This window comes from Nocardia sp. NPDC046473 (assembly GCF_040645995.1).
Classification (GTDB): Bacteria; Actinomycetota; Actinomycetes; order Mycobacteriales; family Mycobacteriaceae; genus Nocardia.
The window spans coordinates 811,057-826,738 of sequence record NZ_JBEYZJ010000001.1 but is presented as its reverse complement, the minus strand read 5'-3'; the positions used below and the strand labels follow the sequence as shown (position 1 = coordinate 826,738).

Here is a 15,682-nt window from a genome sequence, read left to right as displayed (position 1 = left end):
CGCTAGCCGTCGAGTTCGCTCAGCACCTGCAGGACGAGTCCTCGTGCGTCGCGGCCATATACGGCCGCGCCCTTGAGCACCTCGAACATGCGCGCATACATCGCGCACTCGGCGGGCTGGGTGACCTGAATGCCCGCGGTCGGCGTCTCCAGGGCGACCATGGCGTCGTCGAAGATCCAGAAGCCGGTGGAACCGACCGCCTCGCGTTCGATCATCAGGGGAATGATGCCGAGCGAGATGTTCGGCATCGACATCAGCTCCAGCAGGCGCCCCAGCTGTCCCACTTGGACTTCCGCCGTGCCGAACCAGGTGCGCAGCGCCTGCTCCTCGAGCACGGCCACGAATCGTTTGCCGCCGCGATGCAGGACGCGTTGCCGCTCCATCCGCACGGCGACGGCTTCCTCGATGTCGTTGGGGGTGTCGAGAAAGCGGATCCAGAACGACAGCATGGCCGCGGTGTACTCCGCCGTCTGGAACAGCCCTGGAATGACGTTGTGTTCGTAGATGCGGAACACCTTCGTCGCCTGATACCGCTCGGGCGTGTGGGCGCCGAGCACCCGCTTCATGCCCGCCCGGCTCTGCCGCCGGTATTCGAGGTAGGCCGAGTCGACCGCGCGCAGGGTCGCGACCAGGTCGAGTTCCTGATCGACGGCGGCACAGACCTGGCACCACGCGTGGATGTCGCGATCGGTCGGGAACTGCACGCCGTTCTCGATTTTGGACACTCGAGTGAAATGTTGGCCGGTCTCTGCGCCGAGCTGACGAATGGTGATACCAGCGGCTTTGCGGATCTCCCGCAGCCGACTGCCGAGGGCCCGTCGGGCCTCCTGCGCGGAACTAGCTGGGCCGGTAGTCACGGTGCGGTATGGACAGCCGCCACACGGCCTCGAAGGCGTTGCGGCACAGCTGAATATCGTGCGGATCGACGGAGGTGACCTGATCGGTGGCCACGCCGCTGCCCGCGTAGTGGAGGAAGATCACGAGTCGGTTGTCCAGGAGGTAGAAGTCGTTGCCCGGGAGGGCCACCGAGGACGTCAGGCGCCGCGGCACCCAGCGAATGTCCTCGCCGGCCTCCACCATCGGTGCGGCGATGCTGTGCGACCAGCGCTGATAGTCGCTCAGCGGTTCCGACACGATCCTGGCTCGACGCACCGATCGGCCCGCCGACACGTGGCCACGGACCGTTGCGCACCAGTCCTGCAGCCAGACCAGGTCGTCGGGCTCGCCGGCGGTCCACTGTGCGAGGTGTGGCAGCTCGACCGCCGTCCGGTAAGTGTCTCGCGTCTCCAGATGCACTGACTCCACAACGAACTCGTCCAGTAATCGCTCGAACTCCTCATAGGCTATCGATGCCACGGTCCCCCTTCCTGAAGAACTGGATCATCCGGTCCGGGATCTCCACGCAGGTTTCGCCCTGCGGAATGTTCATGTGAGCCAGCGCCTCGGGGTCGGTGACTACCCATCCCTGCACGATCCACGAATCGCGGTCGGTGCGATACACCGTGGGGGATCCGTTCGGATTCGAGCCCGGATCCTCGCCGATAAAAGTCAGACGCATCGTTGACCCCTTGTCATGGGATGTTGCGAACTGTTGCCCCGAGCGTGTCGATTGTCGCGCTCTTTCGGCCGATGGGTCAAGAGGAAAATGCACCTTGGAATTGCTGAATATGTATGCTGCGCAGTGGAATCCGCCAATACAGCCCATTCATGTAGCCGCACGGTGCTTCACTCTCGCAACCTTTCGCAACATGCTATCCAACCGGCACTGGCCACTTCTAATCTCGGAGACTGCACCGGAGAAGCGCTACTGACGAGAGGGCAACTGGGGATGTGGGGACGGCCTACCGCGATCGGCTATCTGCGCCGCGATGTGTCGGGGGTATCGCAGGTCTGGGACGAGACACAGATCCGCAGTGTGGCAAAGAGACTCGGCTACGAGCTCGCCAAGATCGTAGTCTTCGGTGCATACACCCATCAGCCGGTGGCACAACTACTGACCACGATCGAACGAGTCCGCGCCGACGCCGTAGTAATGCCCACCCTTGCCCACCTGGCCGACGAACTGGACCTGGTAGTACAAGCCTGCGACGTAATCACGGTAAACCCAGAAAACACCTACGCCCGCTGGGTCTTACCCACAGACCGGTGGCCTGCCCCTGGTACCGACGAAGGGGAATCTATTCACCAGCGACAGACCCCCTCCACGACGGCCGAAACCCTTGAACACGAGTAACCCTCCCACATCCTGGTAACCACCTGGCTGGGGTTGGCCTGGTCTGATTAACTGGCTCTCGTGGTTCCGACGAGCACCATCACCCGCGTCCGTACCCTCGACGGCCTGCATCTCGCAGCCACCCTCGTTACCCCTGACCAACCATCGACGCGCGGTGTCGTGCTGGTCCATGGTGGCGGCGTCACCCGCGAAGAGGGCGGCTTCTTCACCCGCCTCGCCGCAGGCCTGGCCGAGGCCGGGATCGCCTCTTTACGCTTCGACCTCCGTGGCCATGGCGACAGTGAAGGCAGTCAAGCGGAGCTGACGCTCGCCGCTATTCTCAACGACATCCGCGTCAACCTGACCCACCTCCGCGAGGCCACCGGCGCGACCGAGCTGAGTCTGTGCGGTGCTAGCTTCGCCGGCGGCATCTGCGCCTACTACGCCGCTAAGCGACCGGACGATCTGTCACGGCTGGTGCTGCTCAACCCGCAGGTGGACTACAAGAAGCGGACGATCGACGCACGGGACTACTGGACCAACGATGCCATCAGCGACGAGCGGGCCGAAGAGCTGAATTCGACTGGTGCCATTCAGTTTAAGGACAACTTGCAGCACGGCCGCCCGTTCCTGAACGAAGTGTTCTGGTTTCGGCCGCTGGACGTCCTGGGCGAGATCACAGCGCCGACGCTGATCATTCACGGCAACGCCGACACCTTGGTGCCGATCGATGGATCTCGCGAGGCGGCTACGAAGTTCACTTCGCCGGTTGAATTCGTGGAGATCGAGGGATCGCAACACGGCTTCGCCGTCCATGGCGATCCGGAATACCTTGATCCGAAGAGCCAGGAGTACCAGGCCGAGGTCATCAGCATCGTCGCTCAGTGGCTGACAACGGGTTCGACGTCAGGGCAGTAGCACGTCGCGCAGCTCTTGCACCCTCGGCCGGTGACGCCAGGGATCGAGGGTGCGAACCACGTCGACGATCACGTTCATCGTTCGCTCGGACCGTGTTTCGCGGGCCACTGCGACTGACTCAACCGCGACAGCGGCCGCTTCATCCGGCTCACCGCTCAGCGCCAATGCTTTTGCCTGCCGAGCCCCGAAAAAGCCAGCATCGCGCCGTGACAATGAGCCACCGGCAAGGACCTGGCCGAAGAGCTGCGTTGCCGTCTGTGGCCTTCCGGCTTCGGTGTAGCAGCATGCCGACCGCACCCGGAGCGTGCCTTCGTTGAAGTAGCTGACAAGCGTCTGGTCGTCAGTGCCGTTCGCCTGGGTGAGCAGGTGCCCAGCATCGGCCAGGCTTTGCTCAACGACGCTGGTTGGTTCGCCGATCATGGCCAGCCCCAGGGCTTCCTGCTGCACGACTTCGGCCTGGACCCGAACTGGCAGTTGCCACGGACCGTTCTTCGCGGCCTGTGCCAGCGTCAGCAAGGTGCCGGTGTCGCGCGTCTCGTAGGCCATCTGGGATTTCTTGAGCAACACGTACCCCTGCATCGGGAGACTGCCCGCGGCCTGCGCCCACTCCATTGCGCGGTCGTAGAGGAAGGTGGCAGTCAGCGGATCGTGGAGATCGCGGTACAGCCAGCCGCCAAATTCGGCACCATCGGCCCCGACGGCCAGCAGCTGGCGTTGCACATCCGGCCTGACCTGCCGACCATGCCGTCGAATAGCACCGAGAATCCCGAGCACCAGCGGGAGCGCTGCGGCTGGACCCAGCGTGCCGTCATCGGCCTTGCACTTGGCCAGCTGGACCCGAAAGAACTCCACCACCGAGCCGTCGAAGAACCGTCTGGCATCCTCTAGCGCACGGCCGACGCGTTCCAGTTCCTCAGCCTGATTCGGTGGTGGAGGCACAGTGCCGTCCGAAGCCAGCCATCGCACGAGTGCCACGGCGTCATGGCCTGCGGCACTGGCGGTTTCGGCGGGCGACACTGCTCGATCGCCTTCCGCATCGGGCAGCTTGAACCACAACAGGTCAGCCGGAATGTCGAGGATTGTGGCCCAGCGAATCAGCTTGGAAATCTGTTCAGGCGCCGCGCCCTTTTCGATACGGCTCAGCTGGGCTTGAGTCAGTTCCAACCAGTTGGCCACCAGCTCCTGCGGCAGTGGTCGGCCGCGGTACGGGTGAGTTCGGTACGCGAAGATCACGCGGCCCATGTGCCAGGTAGCGAGGGCATCGCGAATCTTGTCGGTCTGCCAGAATTCCGGCGGCACCGCTGGCGGATGCAACACCTGATCGCGGGCATTGAGATTGCAAGGGCCGCATAGCGTTTCGGCGTTATAGCGATTGAGCCGACTCCCACATCGAGCGCAGTAGCGTTGCTGCTCGGGTTCGCGCTTCATGGCTACTCCGGAATCGTTTCGGGTGCCCTAACCCCACCCCGTTCGCCCTGGTCGCGTGACCTTACCAGGGCTTGACCGTCCTAACTATACGTTTCATACATACCCCGCATACCCCCTTGTCGTGGCCGTTTTCGCCCCGTCGATCGACTCTTGGGACCTGGACATATTCGGACCTCACGAAAGGGGTTGACCGTGACCTTGTCCCTGGTAGTTCCCATATTCGGCCCACCGGCCGCTGGCAAAACCACGATGACTTTGCGCCTCCGGTCACCCGGGCGGCGAATCTTCCGACTGCGCGAGCACGTGCCACAGGAGGTATTGGCCGCGACAGCCAGCAGCAGCGAACACCTCGGCTGGATCGACGAGTTCACTGTCGGTGATGCGCTCCGCTCATATTTCGACGCTGCTCATGAAGATTCGGGAGTTCACACAATCCTGCTCGACAACTTCCCCGGATCGGCCAGCCAGGTCGACCAGCTACTGGCCACACTTTGGACGTTGACGCCAACGCCGCACATCGAGCCGATCGAAGTGCTAGCGGATGCACGAACCCTGAAGCAGCGGGCCAAGACTCGCAAAGTTTGCCATCGCTGCGAACGTGATCCGATCCCGGACCCTCGCCTGCCAGCCGTCCCTGCCAACGAAGACCCCTGGCAGTGCGCGCACTGCGGCGGCTTGCTGCATCCGAGGCGGGGTGACTCCCCGCGGTTGTTCAAAGCCAGGTTGCAGCGCTACCACCAAACGGCTGCGGGCATTCGGGCTGGCTTCACCGAGTCCGGGATCATCACCGTCACGCCGCTCGAAACCACTAACACCATCGACGGGGCGACGGAATTGCTTGCCCCGCTCCTTATTTCACGGAGTTCATCACTATGACGACTGTCGACCTACCTGCCCCACTTCTCAGAAGCAAGAACGATGGCTACGGCCACGCCCGGATGCCTCGTGGTGCCAGCGTGCCGGAGCCGGAACGCATCGACCGCGTGGCTTACGGCCGTTTCCGCAATGTGTATCTATACATCACCGAAGCCTGCCAACTGCGCTGCGAACACTGCTACATGGGCGAGCGGTTGGATCGCGCCCTGAAAATGCCGCTGCAGCAGATCGTGGATACGCTCGCCACCTGGCGCCGGCTCGGCGGGAGCAAGTTGACTCTCCTCGGCGGCGAGCCGACGTTGCATCCCTCCTACTGCGACGCCATACGGATGAGCCGCCAGCTTGGCTACGAGCACGTCATCACGACCACGAACGCGCAGAAACCAGCGCTCAAGAAGTTCCGGCTGCTCGAACCAGACGACTTCGCCTACGTCCAAGTGAGTTTGGATGGCGGCACCTCCGCTAGCCATGACGCCATCCGGGGCGCGGGCACGTTCGACACTGCCTTGGAAACGACGGCGGAGCTGACGTCCCGCGGCTTCGACACCCGCATCATCTGCACGGTGAACAAGGCCAACGAGCCTGACGTGCTACATCTGCTCGACTTGGCCGATGAGCTGAACGTCAACCTGGTCAAGTTCCATGTCTTCTCGACCATCGGCACCGGCCACGGCAACGCCGAGATGGCGATGACGCCACCCGAATGGGTGAATTTCTGTGATCGCCTGCATGTGGTTGCGCCCGAGCACAATACGCGCGTCTGGTACCAGCCGACGTATGCCCGACGTGACCAGATGCCGCGTTATGCCACCGAGGGCTACCAGGGGTGCATCGGCCGCACGCTGGATCGAATCTCAATTTTTCCGGATGGCCGCTGCTATGTCTGCTCGTACCTGTTCGACACCGATCTGTACTTCGCTCAGATGGTGGACGGCCAAGTACAGCTGAATCACGGCACCAATGAGTTCGATCTGTTCACCAGCGCCCTCGCTGAAAGTTCCTGCGGCGGTTGCAAAGTCAGCGCCTGCATGGGCGGCTGCCCGGCTGAGGAGTTGGTGATGGGCAAAGCCTCTTGCGACGCCTACGACGACATCGTGCCGGTCTGCCGGTTGTGGAAATCCAGCGCCAAACCCGAAGAGTGAGGAACCCAAATGGACGACATGGATCGTATCGCCGAAAACCTGCGCTGGATCGACTGGAACGACATCGACGATGTTGAGATCAACTGCCGGGAGGCGCTGAATGAGCTCGCCGCCGAACCGCAGATCGTGCGCGAACGGCTGGACGATCTGCCCAACCGACCAGAACTACTCCCCATGTGCGAGCACTACGACATTCTGGACAAGATCGTGCTCCACAGCGACGACGATCCGGGCATCCGCATCCGACTGCACGTCTTTCTGCCAGGCTACTTCGACCGGCCGCACAACCACCGCTGGTCCTACGCCAGCCGCATCCTGCGTGGCCAGTACCGCCACTATCTGTTCGGCAACACCGAGATGGACGAGCAGGTCAACCCGGCCAAACTGCCCGTCCTGCAGGTCCGCGGGGAGCCGGTGGGCACGAGCTACGCCCTGCACCACTCGATGGTGCATGCGGTGGTGGCCGAGCCGTTCACGGTGTCGCTGGTGGTCCGCGGCCCGGCGGTCAAAGACAAGTTCCTGGTGATGGATCGGCAAACGAACGAGGCATGGTGGCAGTTCGGGGCGAAGGATGAGTCCGAGGAGGAGGCCATGGCGAAGCAGATGAGCCGGCCGCGGTTCGCGGACGTGACAGGGTGGTTAGAGAAGTGGCGAATGTTCTAGCTAGCGGCTCGTTGGCTAGGGATCGAGGGCATACTCACCGGATCAGCGTAGATGCGCTCACCGACAGAACCAGGTAGCTGACACACACCACCCGCCTGGACGGAGGCGTCATAGTGCTACCAGCCGTAGACCGAGAAACGGTTGCTGTCAGCGATGGACGTCATGGCCAAGCGGCAGTAGTCGATCATGCGACTGGGCAGCGCGTCCGTTGAAAACCATTCCAGCACAGCACACTTATCCGGCTCACGGTTGTCGGGCTCACCGTGCCAGTTGCGCACAGTGAAGAAGAACGCCACCCGCCCACCGGACGAGGAGTTGTGCATGATGTGGCTGAACTGCACGTCCTCAGGCTTGATCGAGACGCCGATCTCTTCGTCGGCTTCGCGGATCAGGGCGGTGATGACGGATTCGTCGGCCTCCAGATGGCCACTGGGCAGGTGCCATGCACCGTCCTCGAAGCCGGTGTTCTGGCGCTGACCGAAGAGCACTTCGTTACCGCGGCGCAGTACAAGGTGAACATCGCCAGTGACCTTGTGGCGGCGGATATCTGAGCCGTGAGCTTGCTCGGTGACCGTGTCGGTCATGAAGTGAAATTTCCTCTCGCCATAGTAGTTGAACTGGGGTTTTGCAACACGGAACGCTCGAACGATGTCAGCCTAATCCTCAGGGCGACACCGGAATATACGCCGAGCGCATAATCTTCCGCCGCTGCACGAGGATGATCTGTAGCCGCGATGCCCTCCGGTTGCGAGATCCCTAGACGACACCGCAACTGGACGGCGCCGCATACCCGGACTGAACGTCCAGCAGGAAGCAACGGCTTCGACCGTTCGAACTCAGGCCCGGCACAACAGCGAGTTCGGTGTCAGTCCTGGTCGAGGTCCGAGGTGTCGATTTCGGCTTGGGACAGTTCGGATTTCACCACGGTGAAGGCGATGGCTTGGTTGTAGCCGCGGCGGGCGAGCATGCCGACCAGGCGGCGGATGGTTTTGTCGCGGTCGAGGCCGGGTGGGATGCTGCGGAGTTTGCGGCGGACGAGTTCGCGGGCGCGGGATTCCTCGTCGTCGGAGCTGATGGCGTCGAGGGCGGGCGCGGCGTCGGAATCGGCGACACCTTTGCGGCGGAGTTCCTGGGCGAGCGCCTGTTTGCCCTTGCCGGAGAAGGTATGCCTGGCGTGTACCCACTCTTCGGCGAACGCGGCGTCGTCGATCAGGCCGACCTCGGTGAGCCGGTCCAGGGCCGGGTCGGTGATCTCCTCGCTGTAGCCCTTGGCTGCGAGGCGTTGCGCGAGTTCGGCACGGCTGCGGGCGCGGACGGCGAGCAGGCGAAGACATGCCTCCTTCGCCTGCTCGACCGTCCCGCCTGGCGGGGTGAGCTCCGTAGAGCGGGCACCCCGCTCGGATCCGGCCGCCACCGGATCCGCCCATCGGCCTTCGGCATGTTCGGAGTCAGCCGACTGGGAGTCTGTGCGCCGGGACGACTTTCGTCGTCCATGGCCGGACCCAGCCGAACGCGCCCGCTGCGGATCGGGCGCGCTCGACCGAGTTCCCAACGTGTCCGTTCCGGCCGAACCACCTTCGGCCGATCGGACTCGTCCGGGGTCCTGTTCGCCGGGCCAAGATCCAACGGGATCGGTGGCGGCACCAGAGGCGGACAGGAGTTCTTGGAGCCGGCGGCGCATCTCCTGCACCGGCTCGGACCGCGACTCATCGGGCGCGGTCCGGCGCGGTGGGGACTGGCGTCGGCTGTTCATCGGATCAGAAATCGGCGGGGACCTCGGCAGCCGCATCCGCGGTCACATCGGCGCCGATGCCGAGCTTCTCCTTGATCTTCTTCTCGATCTCGTTGCAGATGTCGACGTTCTCCAGCAGGAACTTGCGGGCGTTCTCCTTGCCCTGGCCGAGCTGGTCGCCCTCGTAGGTGTACCAGGAGCCGGACTTACGCACGAAGCCGTGCTCGACACCCATGTCGATGAGCGAGCCCTCCTTGGAGATGCCCTGGCCGTAGAGGATGTCGAACTCGGCCTGCTTGAACGGCGGGCTGACCTTGTTCTTCACGACCTTCACCCGGGTACGGTTGCCGACCGCGTCGGTGCCGTCCTTGAGCGTCTCGATGCGGCGCACGTCGAGGCGGACCGAGGCGTAGAACTTCAACGCCTTACCGCCCGTGGTGGTCTCGGGGGAACCGAACATCACGCCGATCTTCTCGCGCAGCTGGTTGATGAAGATGGCGGTGGTGTTGGAGTTGCTGAGCGCACCGGTCATCTTGCGCAGCGCCTGGCTCATCAGGCGGGCCTGCAGGCCGACGTGGCTGTCACCCATTTCGCCCTCGATCTCGGCGCGCGGCACCAGGGCGGCCACCGAGTCGATGACGATGATGTCGATGGCACCGGAGCGGACCAGCATGTCCGCGATTTCCAGCGCCTGCTCACCGGTATCGGGCTGCGAGACGAGCAGCGCGTCGGTATCGACGCCGAGCTTCTTGGCGTAATCGGGGTCGAGCGCGTGCTCGGCGTCGATGAACGCGGCGACACCGCCCGCGGCCTGCGCGTTGGCCACCGCGTGCAGCGCGACGGTGGTCTTACCCGAGGATTCCGGGCCGTAGACCTCGACGATGCGGCCGCGCGGCAGGCCGCCGATGCCCAGCGCCACGTCCAGCGCGATGGAGCCGGTCGGGATCACCGCGAGGGGCTGACGTACCTCATCACCGAGACGCATGACCGCGCCCTTGCCGAAGTTCTTCTCAACCTGAGCAAGAGCGAGTTCGAGAGCCTTGTCGCGGTCGTACGCCTGTGGTGCCATGTCTTGATCCCCTTTTCGACGGGTAAGTCTCTGCTGTGGTTGGCGCCAACATTAGAGGGCGGCACCGACAAGTTCTGGCGCCAAGATTAGACGAACACGTGTTCGAGTCAAGCGACGCGCCCAGGGACACGCGCTCGAACTTCGGTGGCCTCGGCAAACGCCGCGCTAGTCCGCCTCGCCGGGCATTCAGACCGGACTCCCGTGCCCTTGGCGGCCGGCAGGGCAGGTCGGGCGGCCACCCATGCGCCAGTGAAATCGGTGGTCGACCTGGGTCAACGCACCGGTGACACCCGGTCGCTGTCGAGCATTGTCTGCGCCTGTTTGAACACGCGTAGCGAGGGTGTCACCTCCAGGTCGGTGATGCCGTCCAACGCGCCGAGCCGCTCGGTGATGTAGCGATAGAGGTGGGGCGTGTCGCGGCAGAGTATCGACGCCATCATGTTGGTCGGGCCGGTGGTCGCGGCCACGAACACGATCTCGGGGTGGGTCGCCATCGCCCGGCCGACCGCGTCCAGATCGGCCGGGCGGACCCGTAGCCACAGCGCACCGCGCACGGTGTGCCCCATCCGTTCGGTCGCGAAATCGAGGTCGAAATAGAGCACGCCGGACTGGGCGAGCTCGGTCATCCGCCGCGCGACTCGTGGTGCGGTCCAACCGGTTTCGGCCGCGATCTGCGCGTAGGGCGCACGCCCGTCGCGGCCGAGCAACGCGAGCATCGCCTCGTCCTCGGGCGTCAGATCCGGCGGCGTCTCCGGTCCGGTGCCCGCCAGCCTGGAGCGCTGCGGCCCCAGGTCGCGCAGCTGCTGGTCGGTGAAGAGATGGCTGAAGCGCGGCCATTCCTCGTCGGCCTCGAACCGGTGCATCACCTCGTGCGCGGTGACCTCGCGCACCTGACTCGCGCGCGGCAGCGTGTGCAGCAGTAGCGCGTCGCGGCGTTCGAGGGAGCGCGGCCTGCTCACACAGGTCACCTCGGAGCCGGTGGACAGCAGCGTGACCCAGCTCAAATCCGGGAATCTGGCCAGTGATTCGGCCAGCCGCAGCGCCTTGTCCGGTGTCGACTTGATCCGCAGCACCCACCGCGCGTGACCCAGCGGCACCGCGTTCACCTGCCCGGAGACATGCATGATGCCGCGCTCGCGCAGCGAACGGTACCGGCGCGCGACGGTCTGTTCGGAGACGTCGAGGATCGCGCCGAGCTTGGCGAACGGGATCCGGGCGTCGTGCACCAGCGCGTGCAGGATCTGCCGATCGAGAACGTCCAGTGCGGAGGATTCCGGAGCAATGTCGTGCGACATGGGAGGAATCTAACGCCAAGGATGGTTTAACTAGGGCGATACGTTCGATTGCCGCACGCTTGGCGTCGATATCGTTCGATTCCGCCGTGGAGGCCCCCGTGAAGAAATGGCTCCCCCTGTTCGCCGCGTGCCTCGGCACGCTGATGCTCCTCATCGACGTCACCATCGTGAATGTCGCGCTGCCCGATATCGCGAGCGACCTGCACGCCGGGCTGTCCAGCCTGCAATGGGTGGTCGACGGCTACGCACTGGCCTTGGCGGCGCTGTTGCTCGTGCTCGGTTCGCTCGCCGATCGGGTCGGCGCGAAACGCGTCTATCTGGCCGGGCTCGTCCTGTTCGCCCTCGCCTCGCTCGGCTGTGGAATCGCCGATTCCTCGTCGAATCTCATTGCGGGGCGGGTACTTCAAGGGATCGGCGGTGCGGCCATGTTCGCGACCACGCTGTCGCTACTGCACTCGACCTACACCGGACGCGACCGCGGCATCGCCTTCGGCGTCTGGGGTGCGGTGTCCGGTGCGGCGGCGGGCATCGGGGTGGTACTCGGCGGCGTGCTGACCGAGGCGTTGTCGTGGCGGTGGATCTTCTTCGTCAACCTGCCGATCGCGGTGCTGGCAATCGCGTTGACCGCCAGCGTGTTTCCCGCGTCGGTGCGGCGGGCGGACCGGGCCGTCGACGTGCCGGGCATGCTCGCCTTCGCCACCGCGGCGACGGCGCTCACCTATGGCGTCATTCGCGGCGGTGAGCACGGCTGGTCGGAGGGTCGCGCGGTGAGCGCGCTGGTGCTCGGCGTTGTCGCGGCAGCCGTCTTCGCCGTCGTCGAATCCCGCAGTGCGGCACCGATGTTCCCGCTGGCGCTGCTGCGCAATCGCGACTTCGGGGCGACACTGCTCGGCGCGAGCGGGCAGACGTTCGCGGCTTTCGCCAGCACTCCCCTGGTGTCGATCTGGTTGCAGCAGCAGTTGCGGATGACGCCGCTGCACGCGGGTTTGGCGATGCTGCCGATGGCCGCGACGGCGTTCCTGGTTGCCGGGGTGTTCGGCCGGTCGATGCACGACGCTCCCCCGAAGTGGACCATCGGCGCGGGGCTGGTGCTGGTCGGGATCGGCACCGGGCTGCTCACGGTGATCGACGCCGGATCATCCTGGCCTGCACTGATTCCCGGACTGGTGGTGATCGGCGCGGGGATCGGCATCAACGCGCCCGCGCTCGTATCCGTGGGTATGGCGGCGGTGCCGCCGCAGCAGGGCGGCACCGCGGCGGGTGCGGTGAATACCGCACGACAGCTGGGGCTCGCGCTCGGAGTCGCGGTGCTGGGCACAGTATTCCGTGGCGTGGCGGGGGCGGACCAGCCGATGACCTTGTCGCACTTCACAGCCGGGCTCGACGCGGCGTGCACGGTCGCCGCGGCCGTGGGCATCGTGTTCGGGGTGATCGCCTTCGTCCTGTTCCACCGCCAGCGCCCCATCGTGGAATCGAGCAACCTCGAGCAGAAGGTCGCCGCCGCCTGACGCCACGCTGCGGCGCCGTCCCCCTTCGGACTGCGCCGCGGCCGCGCATGAATTCTCGTGCTGCGCACGCATTTGCTGGCAACTTTGTGCGCGCCGAGGCATTCGGTGCGCGGCCGGAAGGATTGTGCACAGAATGCAGCAGCCGTGCCCCGCCTCGTTCATGATCAGCGGGGCATGGTGCATCGCTAACGGGGACATGATGCGGACTCACTTGTGCTTTGCCGCCACCACATCCGTTGATCGTGAACCCCACCCTCGTGGGCGGGGCCAACTACTGCTGGGGCAGGATCGCGTTGTCGCCTGGTTCTCGAGGGCCGAAGATACGGCGGCTCGATTCCGGGATGGCGACGTCGTTGATGCTCGCTTCACGGCGGGACATCAGGCCGTCGGGAGCGAATTCCCACTGCTCGTTGCCGTAACTGCGCCACCATTGGCCGGACTCGTCGTGCCATTCGTACTGGAAGCGCACCGCTATGCGGTTGCCCTCGAAAGCCCAGAGGTCCTTGCGGAGTGCGTAGCCGTTCTCCGAAGCCCACTTGCGGGTGAGGAATTCGATGATGGCGGCGCGGCCGGTGAAGAACTCGTCTCGGTTACGCCACACCGAATCCGCGGTGTAGGCGGCGGCGACCTTCTCCGGATCGCGGGTGTTCCAGGCGTTTTCGGCGGCGAGCACCTTGACCTTGGCGGATTCGAGATCGAATGGTGGCAGTGGAGGTCGCACGAACGACTCCTTTCTCCAGGTAGCTCAGGGATTGACCGGGGATAGTTCGGGTGGACCCCAGCGCAGCGGGCCGGCGCCGGGACGTTCGATGATCTCGGTGATGGTGAAGTCGATCGAGCATTGCGCACCGACGGCGAAAGTTTCCGGCGCCCAAGTCAACTCGGCTGTTCCGGTGAGTTGGAGGGTGCCGCCGGTGGCCCAGTCGGGGATGAGAATGCCACAGCGCGGGTTCACTTCGATGTTCCCGAGTGTCATGAACATCGAGTTGCCCCGGTAGTCGGGCCAGCGCAGACGGGTCGGTGAAAGCACCTGCAGGAAGCCGGGATTGCCGCCGCGATGCGAGGCGTCGGCGTTGCCATGGGGGTCGGCGGTGGCGACGAAGAACGCGTCGGCCGCCGTGATCGTCGCCTGCTGGCGCGCGTCGAGTTCGGTGCTGTGCCGCGGCAGCGACGGCTCGACATCCGGCCGGTACGACTCGATTTGCCTGCGGGTGATGTACTTCGGGCAGTTCGCGTAGACCTGCTCGGTATCGATGAGCAAGCCGCCGCCCGCGACCGTCGCGGAGCCGTTGATGCGCATCCGCCTGCGCCGCTGCGGCTGCAGGGCGATCATGCCGATTCGAGTGGGGTGAGCCAGCGCCTCCTGCAACGGATCTCCGGCGGTAGGCCGCGTGTCGACGGCGATGGTGTCGGCGTCGACGGCATGGACGAAACCAGGAGGCCCGACGAGTTCGCTCGCCCACAGCCTGCCCGCGTCGTCGGCGGCGGCGATCACCACCATGGGCTGCTCGGCCAGGAAAGACGCGGCGACAGCCGGGATGTCGGCCCGAATCGACCGGCCGACCCGGTCGGCGATTTCCGTCTGGCCCATCCGCTGTTGGACGGCGAGTTCACCGGAATGGAAGGGCGCCATCGCAATACTCCTGTCACGGCAGATGCTCCGACGGCGAGCCCGCGCCGCCGGAACGTTCAACAACGCTGCGGCTCAGAAGAATCCACAGGTCGGCGCCTCGCCGCTGGGCGAGGGCGCGGACTCGGCGCCGGTCGGCGCGTATACCTCTAGGCGGATGCCGTCGGGGTCGGTGAAGAAGATGCCGCCGGAGGCCGTGCCCTCGCCGTGCGCGACGACACCGTCGTGGACGATGGGCACCGACTGCTCGCGCAGCGCCGCTTCGATCGCGCGTACCTGGTCGATGGTGTCGACCTGGAACGAAAGATGATGCAGGCCAGGGGTTTCAGCGGAGAACGTGCCCGCGCTCTGTTGCCACAGCGTCAGCGAGAGCTTGCCGCCCGCACCGAGGAACGCCCATTTCCGGTCGCCGTCGGTGCTCGCGGTGAGCTGCTCGAAACCCAATGCGCGGCGGTAGAAATCGACCGAACGATCCAGGTCGGAGACGTTCAGGCCGATATGTCCGGTGGCGAGCTGGGGTGCGGCGACCGTGGTCATGTGATCCTCCTCCAAGGCAAACCGTCTTTATCGGTTTGACTGGTTAGACGATAACCACAGTCGACCGGTCAAGTCAACCTGTAAACTAGACTTAGCCGGTTAGAGAGCCGATGTTGTCACGACCACCAGAAGGAGCTGGATACCCTCAGTCATGCACGATCCACGCCCCCACCTCGGCGAACCGCTGGCACTCGACCTGCTGGACACGCGGTGGAATCAGCACGGCCGGCCACAGGACCTGCTCACCGACGTGGCCGGTCTCACCGTGTGGCTGCACTCGGCCGGGCTGACCGATCGCGCGACCGCCGACCAGGCGACCCTCGACGCGGTCCTCGCGGCGCGCACCGCCATCTACGACGTGGTGCAGAGCGCCACACATACGGCACTGAACGAGGTCCTCGAGCACGGCCGAATTCGACGCACGCTCACCGACGCCGGACCCGAGAATGTCGTCGACGTCCCCGATACCGCCTGGCTGCCCGCATGGTTGGCGGCCGACAACCTGCTGCACCTACTCGGCGAGGCACCCGACCGCATCCGCCAGTGCGCTCACCCCGACTGCGTGCTGTTCTTCTACGACACCTCGAAAAACGGCACCCGCCGCTGGCATTCGATGGCGACCTGCGGCAACCGCACCAAGGCGGCCCGCCATTATGCGAAGAAGCCTTGAGC

Annotated in this window: 18 protein-coding genes; 7 read left to right on the top strand and 11 right to left on the bottom strand. The window is 64.9% G+C overall.

Features of this window, described 5'->3' with window-relative positions; genetic code table 11:
* Nucleotides 1-2: 2 nt before the first annotated feature.
* From ABZ942_RS03980 to ABZ942_RS03970, 3 genes are read right to left on the bottom strand one after another with little or no spacing between them, the layout of a single operon-like run.
* A complete protein-coding gene (locus tag ABZ942_RS03980; protein WP_357378785.1) occupies nucleotides 3-857 on the bottom strand; it encodes a helix-turn-helix transcriptional regulator in 855 nt (284 codons plus the stop codon).
* Complete coding sequence (locus tag ABZ942_RS03975; RefSeq protein ID WP_357378783.1) at nucleotides 838-1,356, bottom strand: DUF6879 family protein; 519 nt, start codon at nucleotides 1,354-1,356, stop codon at nucleotides 838-840. Before ABZ942_RS03975 ends, ABZ942_RS03980 begins: the two co-directional genes overlap by 20 nt.
* Nucleotides 1,337-1,558 carry a hypothetical protein gene (locus ABZ942_RS03970; protein ID WP_135232271.1) on the bottom strand — a complete coding sequence of 74 codons (222 nt, stop codon included), beginning with the start codon at nucleotides 1,556-1,558 and terminating at the stop codon, nucleotides 1,337-1,339. Before ABZ942_RS03970 ends, ABZ942_RS03975 begins: the two co-directional genes overlap by 20 nt.
* Before the next feature lie 270 nt (nucleotides 1,559-1,828).
* On the opposite strand from ABZ942_RS03970, the gene ABZ942_RS03965 reads away from it, so the two are divergent.
* Nucleotides 1,829-2,233: a hypothetical protein gene (locus tag ABZ942_RS03965; protein WP_357378778.1), complete on the top strand. Its 405-nt coding sequence runs from the start codon at nucleotides 1,829-1,831 to the stop codon at nucleotides 2,231-2,233.
* Between the two features lie 60 nt (nucleotides 2,234-2,293).
* A complete protein-coding gene (locus ABZ942_RS03960; RefSeq protein ID WP_357378776.1) occupies nucleotides 2,294-3,130 on the top strand; it encodes an alpha/beta fold hydrolase in 837 nt (278 codons plus the stop codon).
* On the opposite strand, the gene ABZ942_RS03955 is transcribed toward ABZ942_RS03960, so the two are convergent.
* A complete protein-coding gene (locus tag ABZ942_RS03955; protein WP_357378774.1) occupies nucleotides 3,119-4,558 on the bottom strand; it encodes an XRE family transcriptional regulator in 1,440 nt (479 codons plus the stop codon). The genes ABZ942_RS03960 and ABZ942_RS03955 overlap by 12 nt on opposite strands.
* Nucleotides 4,559-4,750: 192 nt before the next feature.
* Here ABZ942_RS03955 and ABZ942_RS03950 point away from each other — a divergent pair, with 192 nt between their 5' ends.
* Genes ABZ942_RS03950 through ABZ942_RS03940 form a run of 3 tightly spaced genes read left to right on the top strand, consistent with a single transcriptional unit; the run spans nucleotide 4,751 to nucleotide 7,239 of the window.
* Complete coding sequence (locus ABZ942_RS03950; protein ID WP_357378772.1) at nucleotides 4,751-5,434, top strand: hypothetical protein; 684 nt, start codon at nucleotides 4,751-4,753, stop codon at nucleotides 5,432-5,434.
* Complete coding sequence (locus ABZ942_RS03945; RefSeq protein ID WP_357378770.1) at nucleotides 5,431-6,576, top strand: radical SAM protein; 1,146 nt, start codon at nucleotides 5,431-5,433, stop codon at nucleotides 6,574-6,576. The genes ABZ942_RS03950 and ABZ942_RS03945 overlap by 4 nt, the downstream gene beginning before the upstream one ends.
* 9 nt (nucleotides 6,577-6,585) lie before the next feature.
* On the top strand, nucleotides 6,586-7,239 hold the full coding sequence (locus ABZ942_RS03940; protein ID WP_357378768.1) for a hypothetical protein: 654 nt from the start codon (nucleotides 6,586-6,588) through the stop codon (nucleotides 7,237-7,239).
* Nucleotides 7,240-7,355: 116 nt separating this feature from the next.
* Here the strand turns inward: ABZ942_RS03940 and ABZ942_RS03935 are convergent, their stop codons facing one another.
* From ABZ942_RS03935 to ABZ942_RS03920, 4 genes are all read right to left on the bottom strand, one after another.
* Nucleotides 7,356-7,823: an NUDIX domain-containing protein gene (locus ABZ942_RS03935; protein WP_357378766.1), complete on the bottom strand. Its 468-nt coding sequence runs from the start codon at nucleotides 7,821-7,823 to the stop codon at nucleotides 7,356-7,358.
* Between the two features lie 281 nt (nucleotides 7,824-8,104).
* Entirely contained in the window at nucleotides 8,105-8,653 is a 549-nt protein-coding gene (gene recX, locus ABZ942_RS03930) for a recombination regulator RecX (RefSeq protein WP_357378765.1), read from the bottom strand.
* 343 nt (nucleotides 8,654-8,996) lie between these two features.
* On the bottom strand, nucleotides 8,997-10,040 hold the full coding sequence (gene recA, locus ABZ942_RS03925; protein WP_357378763.1) for a recombinase RecA: 1,044 nt from the start codon (nucleotides 10,038-10,040) through the stop codon (nucleotides 8,997-8,999).
* A gap of 272 nt (nucleotides 10,041-10,312) precedes the next feature.
* Nucleotides 10,313-11,335: an Lrp/AsnC family transcriptional regulator gene (locus tag ABZ942_RS03920; protein ID WP_357378761.1), complete on the bottom strand. Its 1,023-nt coding sequence runs from the start codon at nucleotides 11,333-11,335 to the stop codon at nucleotides 10,313-10,315.
* 98 nt (nucleotides 11,336-11,433) lie between these two features.
* Between ABZ942_RS03920 and ABZ942_RS03915 the strand changes: the two genes are divergently transcribed.
* Nucleotides 11,434-12,843 (top strand): MFS transporter, encoded by a 1,410-nt coding sequence (locus ABZ942_RS03915; protein WP_357378759.1) that lies wholly within the window; start codon nucleotides 11,434-11,436, stop codon nucleotides 12,841-12,843.
* Nucleotides 12,844-13,114: 271 nt separating this feature from the next.
* Here ABZ942_RS03915 and ABZ942_RS03910 read toward each other — a convergent pair whose 3' ends face one another.
* The 3 genes from ABZ942_RS03910 to ABZ942_RS03900 all read right to left on the bottom strand — a co-directional run bounded on the left by ABZ942_RS03910 (nucleotide 13,115) and on the right by ABZ942_RS03900 (nucleotide 15,010).
* Nucleotides 13,115-13,564, bottom strand: coding sequence for a nuclear transport factor 2 family protein (locus ABZ942_RS03910; protein ID WP_357378757.1), 450 nt, complete (start codon nucleotides 13,562-13,564; stop codon nucleotides 13,115-13,117).
* A 24-nt stretch (nucleotides 13,565-13,588) separates the two neighbouring features.
* Nucleotides 13,589-14,476, bottom strand: coding sequence for a pyridoxamine 5'-phosphate oxidase family protein (locus ABZ942_RS03905; protein ID WP_357378755.1), 888 nt, complete (start codon nucleotides 14,474-14,476; stop codon nucleotides 13,589-13,591).
* 72 nt (nucleotides 14,477-14,548) lie between these two features.
* Nucleotides 14,549-15,010, bottom strand: coding sequence for a VOC family protein (locus ABZ942_RS03900; RefSeq protein ID WP_357378753.1), 462 nt, complete (start codon nucleotides 15,008-15,010; stop codon nucleotides 14,549-14,551).
* A 151-nt stretch (nucleotides 15,011-15,161) separates the two neighbouring features.
* On the opposite strand from ABZ942_RS03900, the gene ABZ942_RS03895 reads away from it, so the two are divergent.
* Nucleotides 15,162-15,680, top strand: a complete 519-nt coding sequence (locus tag ABZ942_RS03895; RefSeq protein WP_357378751.1) for a CGNR zinc finger domain-containing protein — start codon at nucleotides 15,162-15,164, stop codon at nucleotides 15,678-15,680.
* Nucleotides 15,681-15,682: the final 2 nt, after the last annotated feature.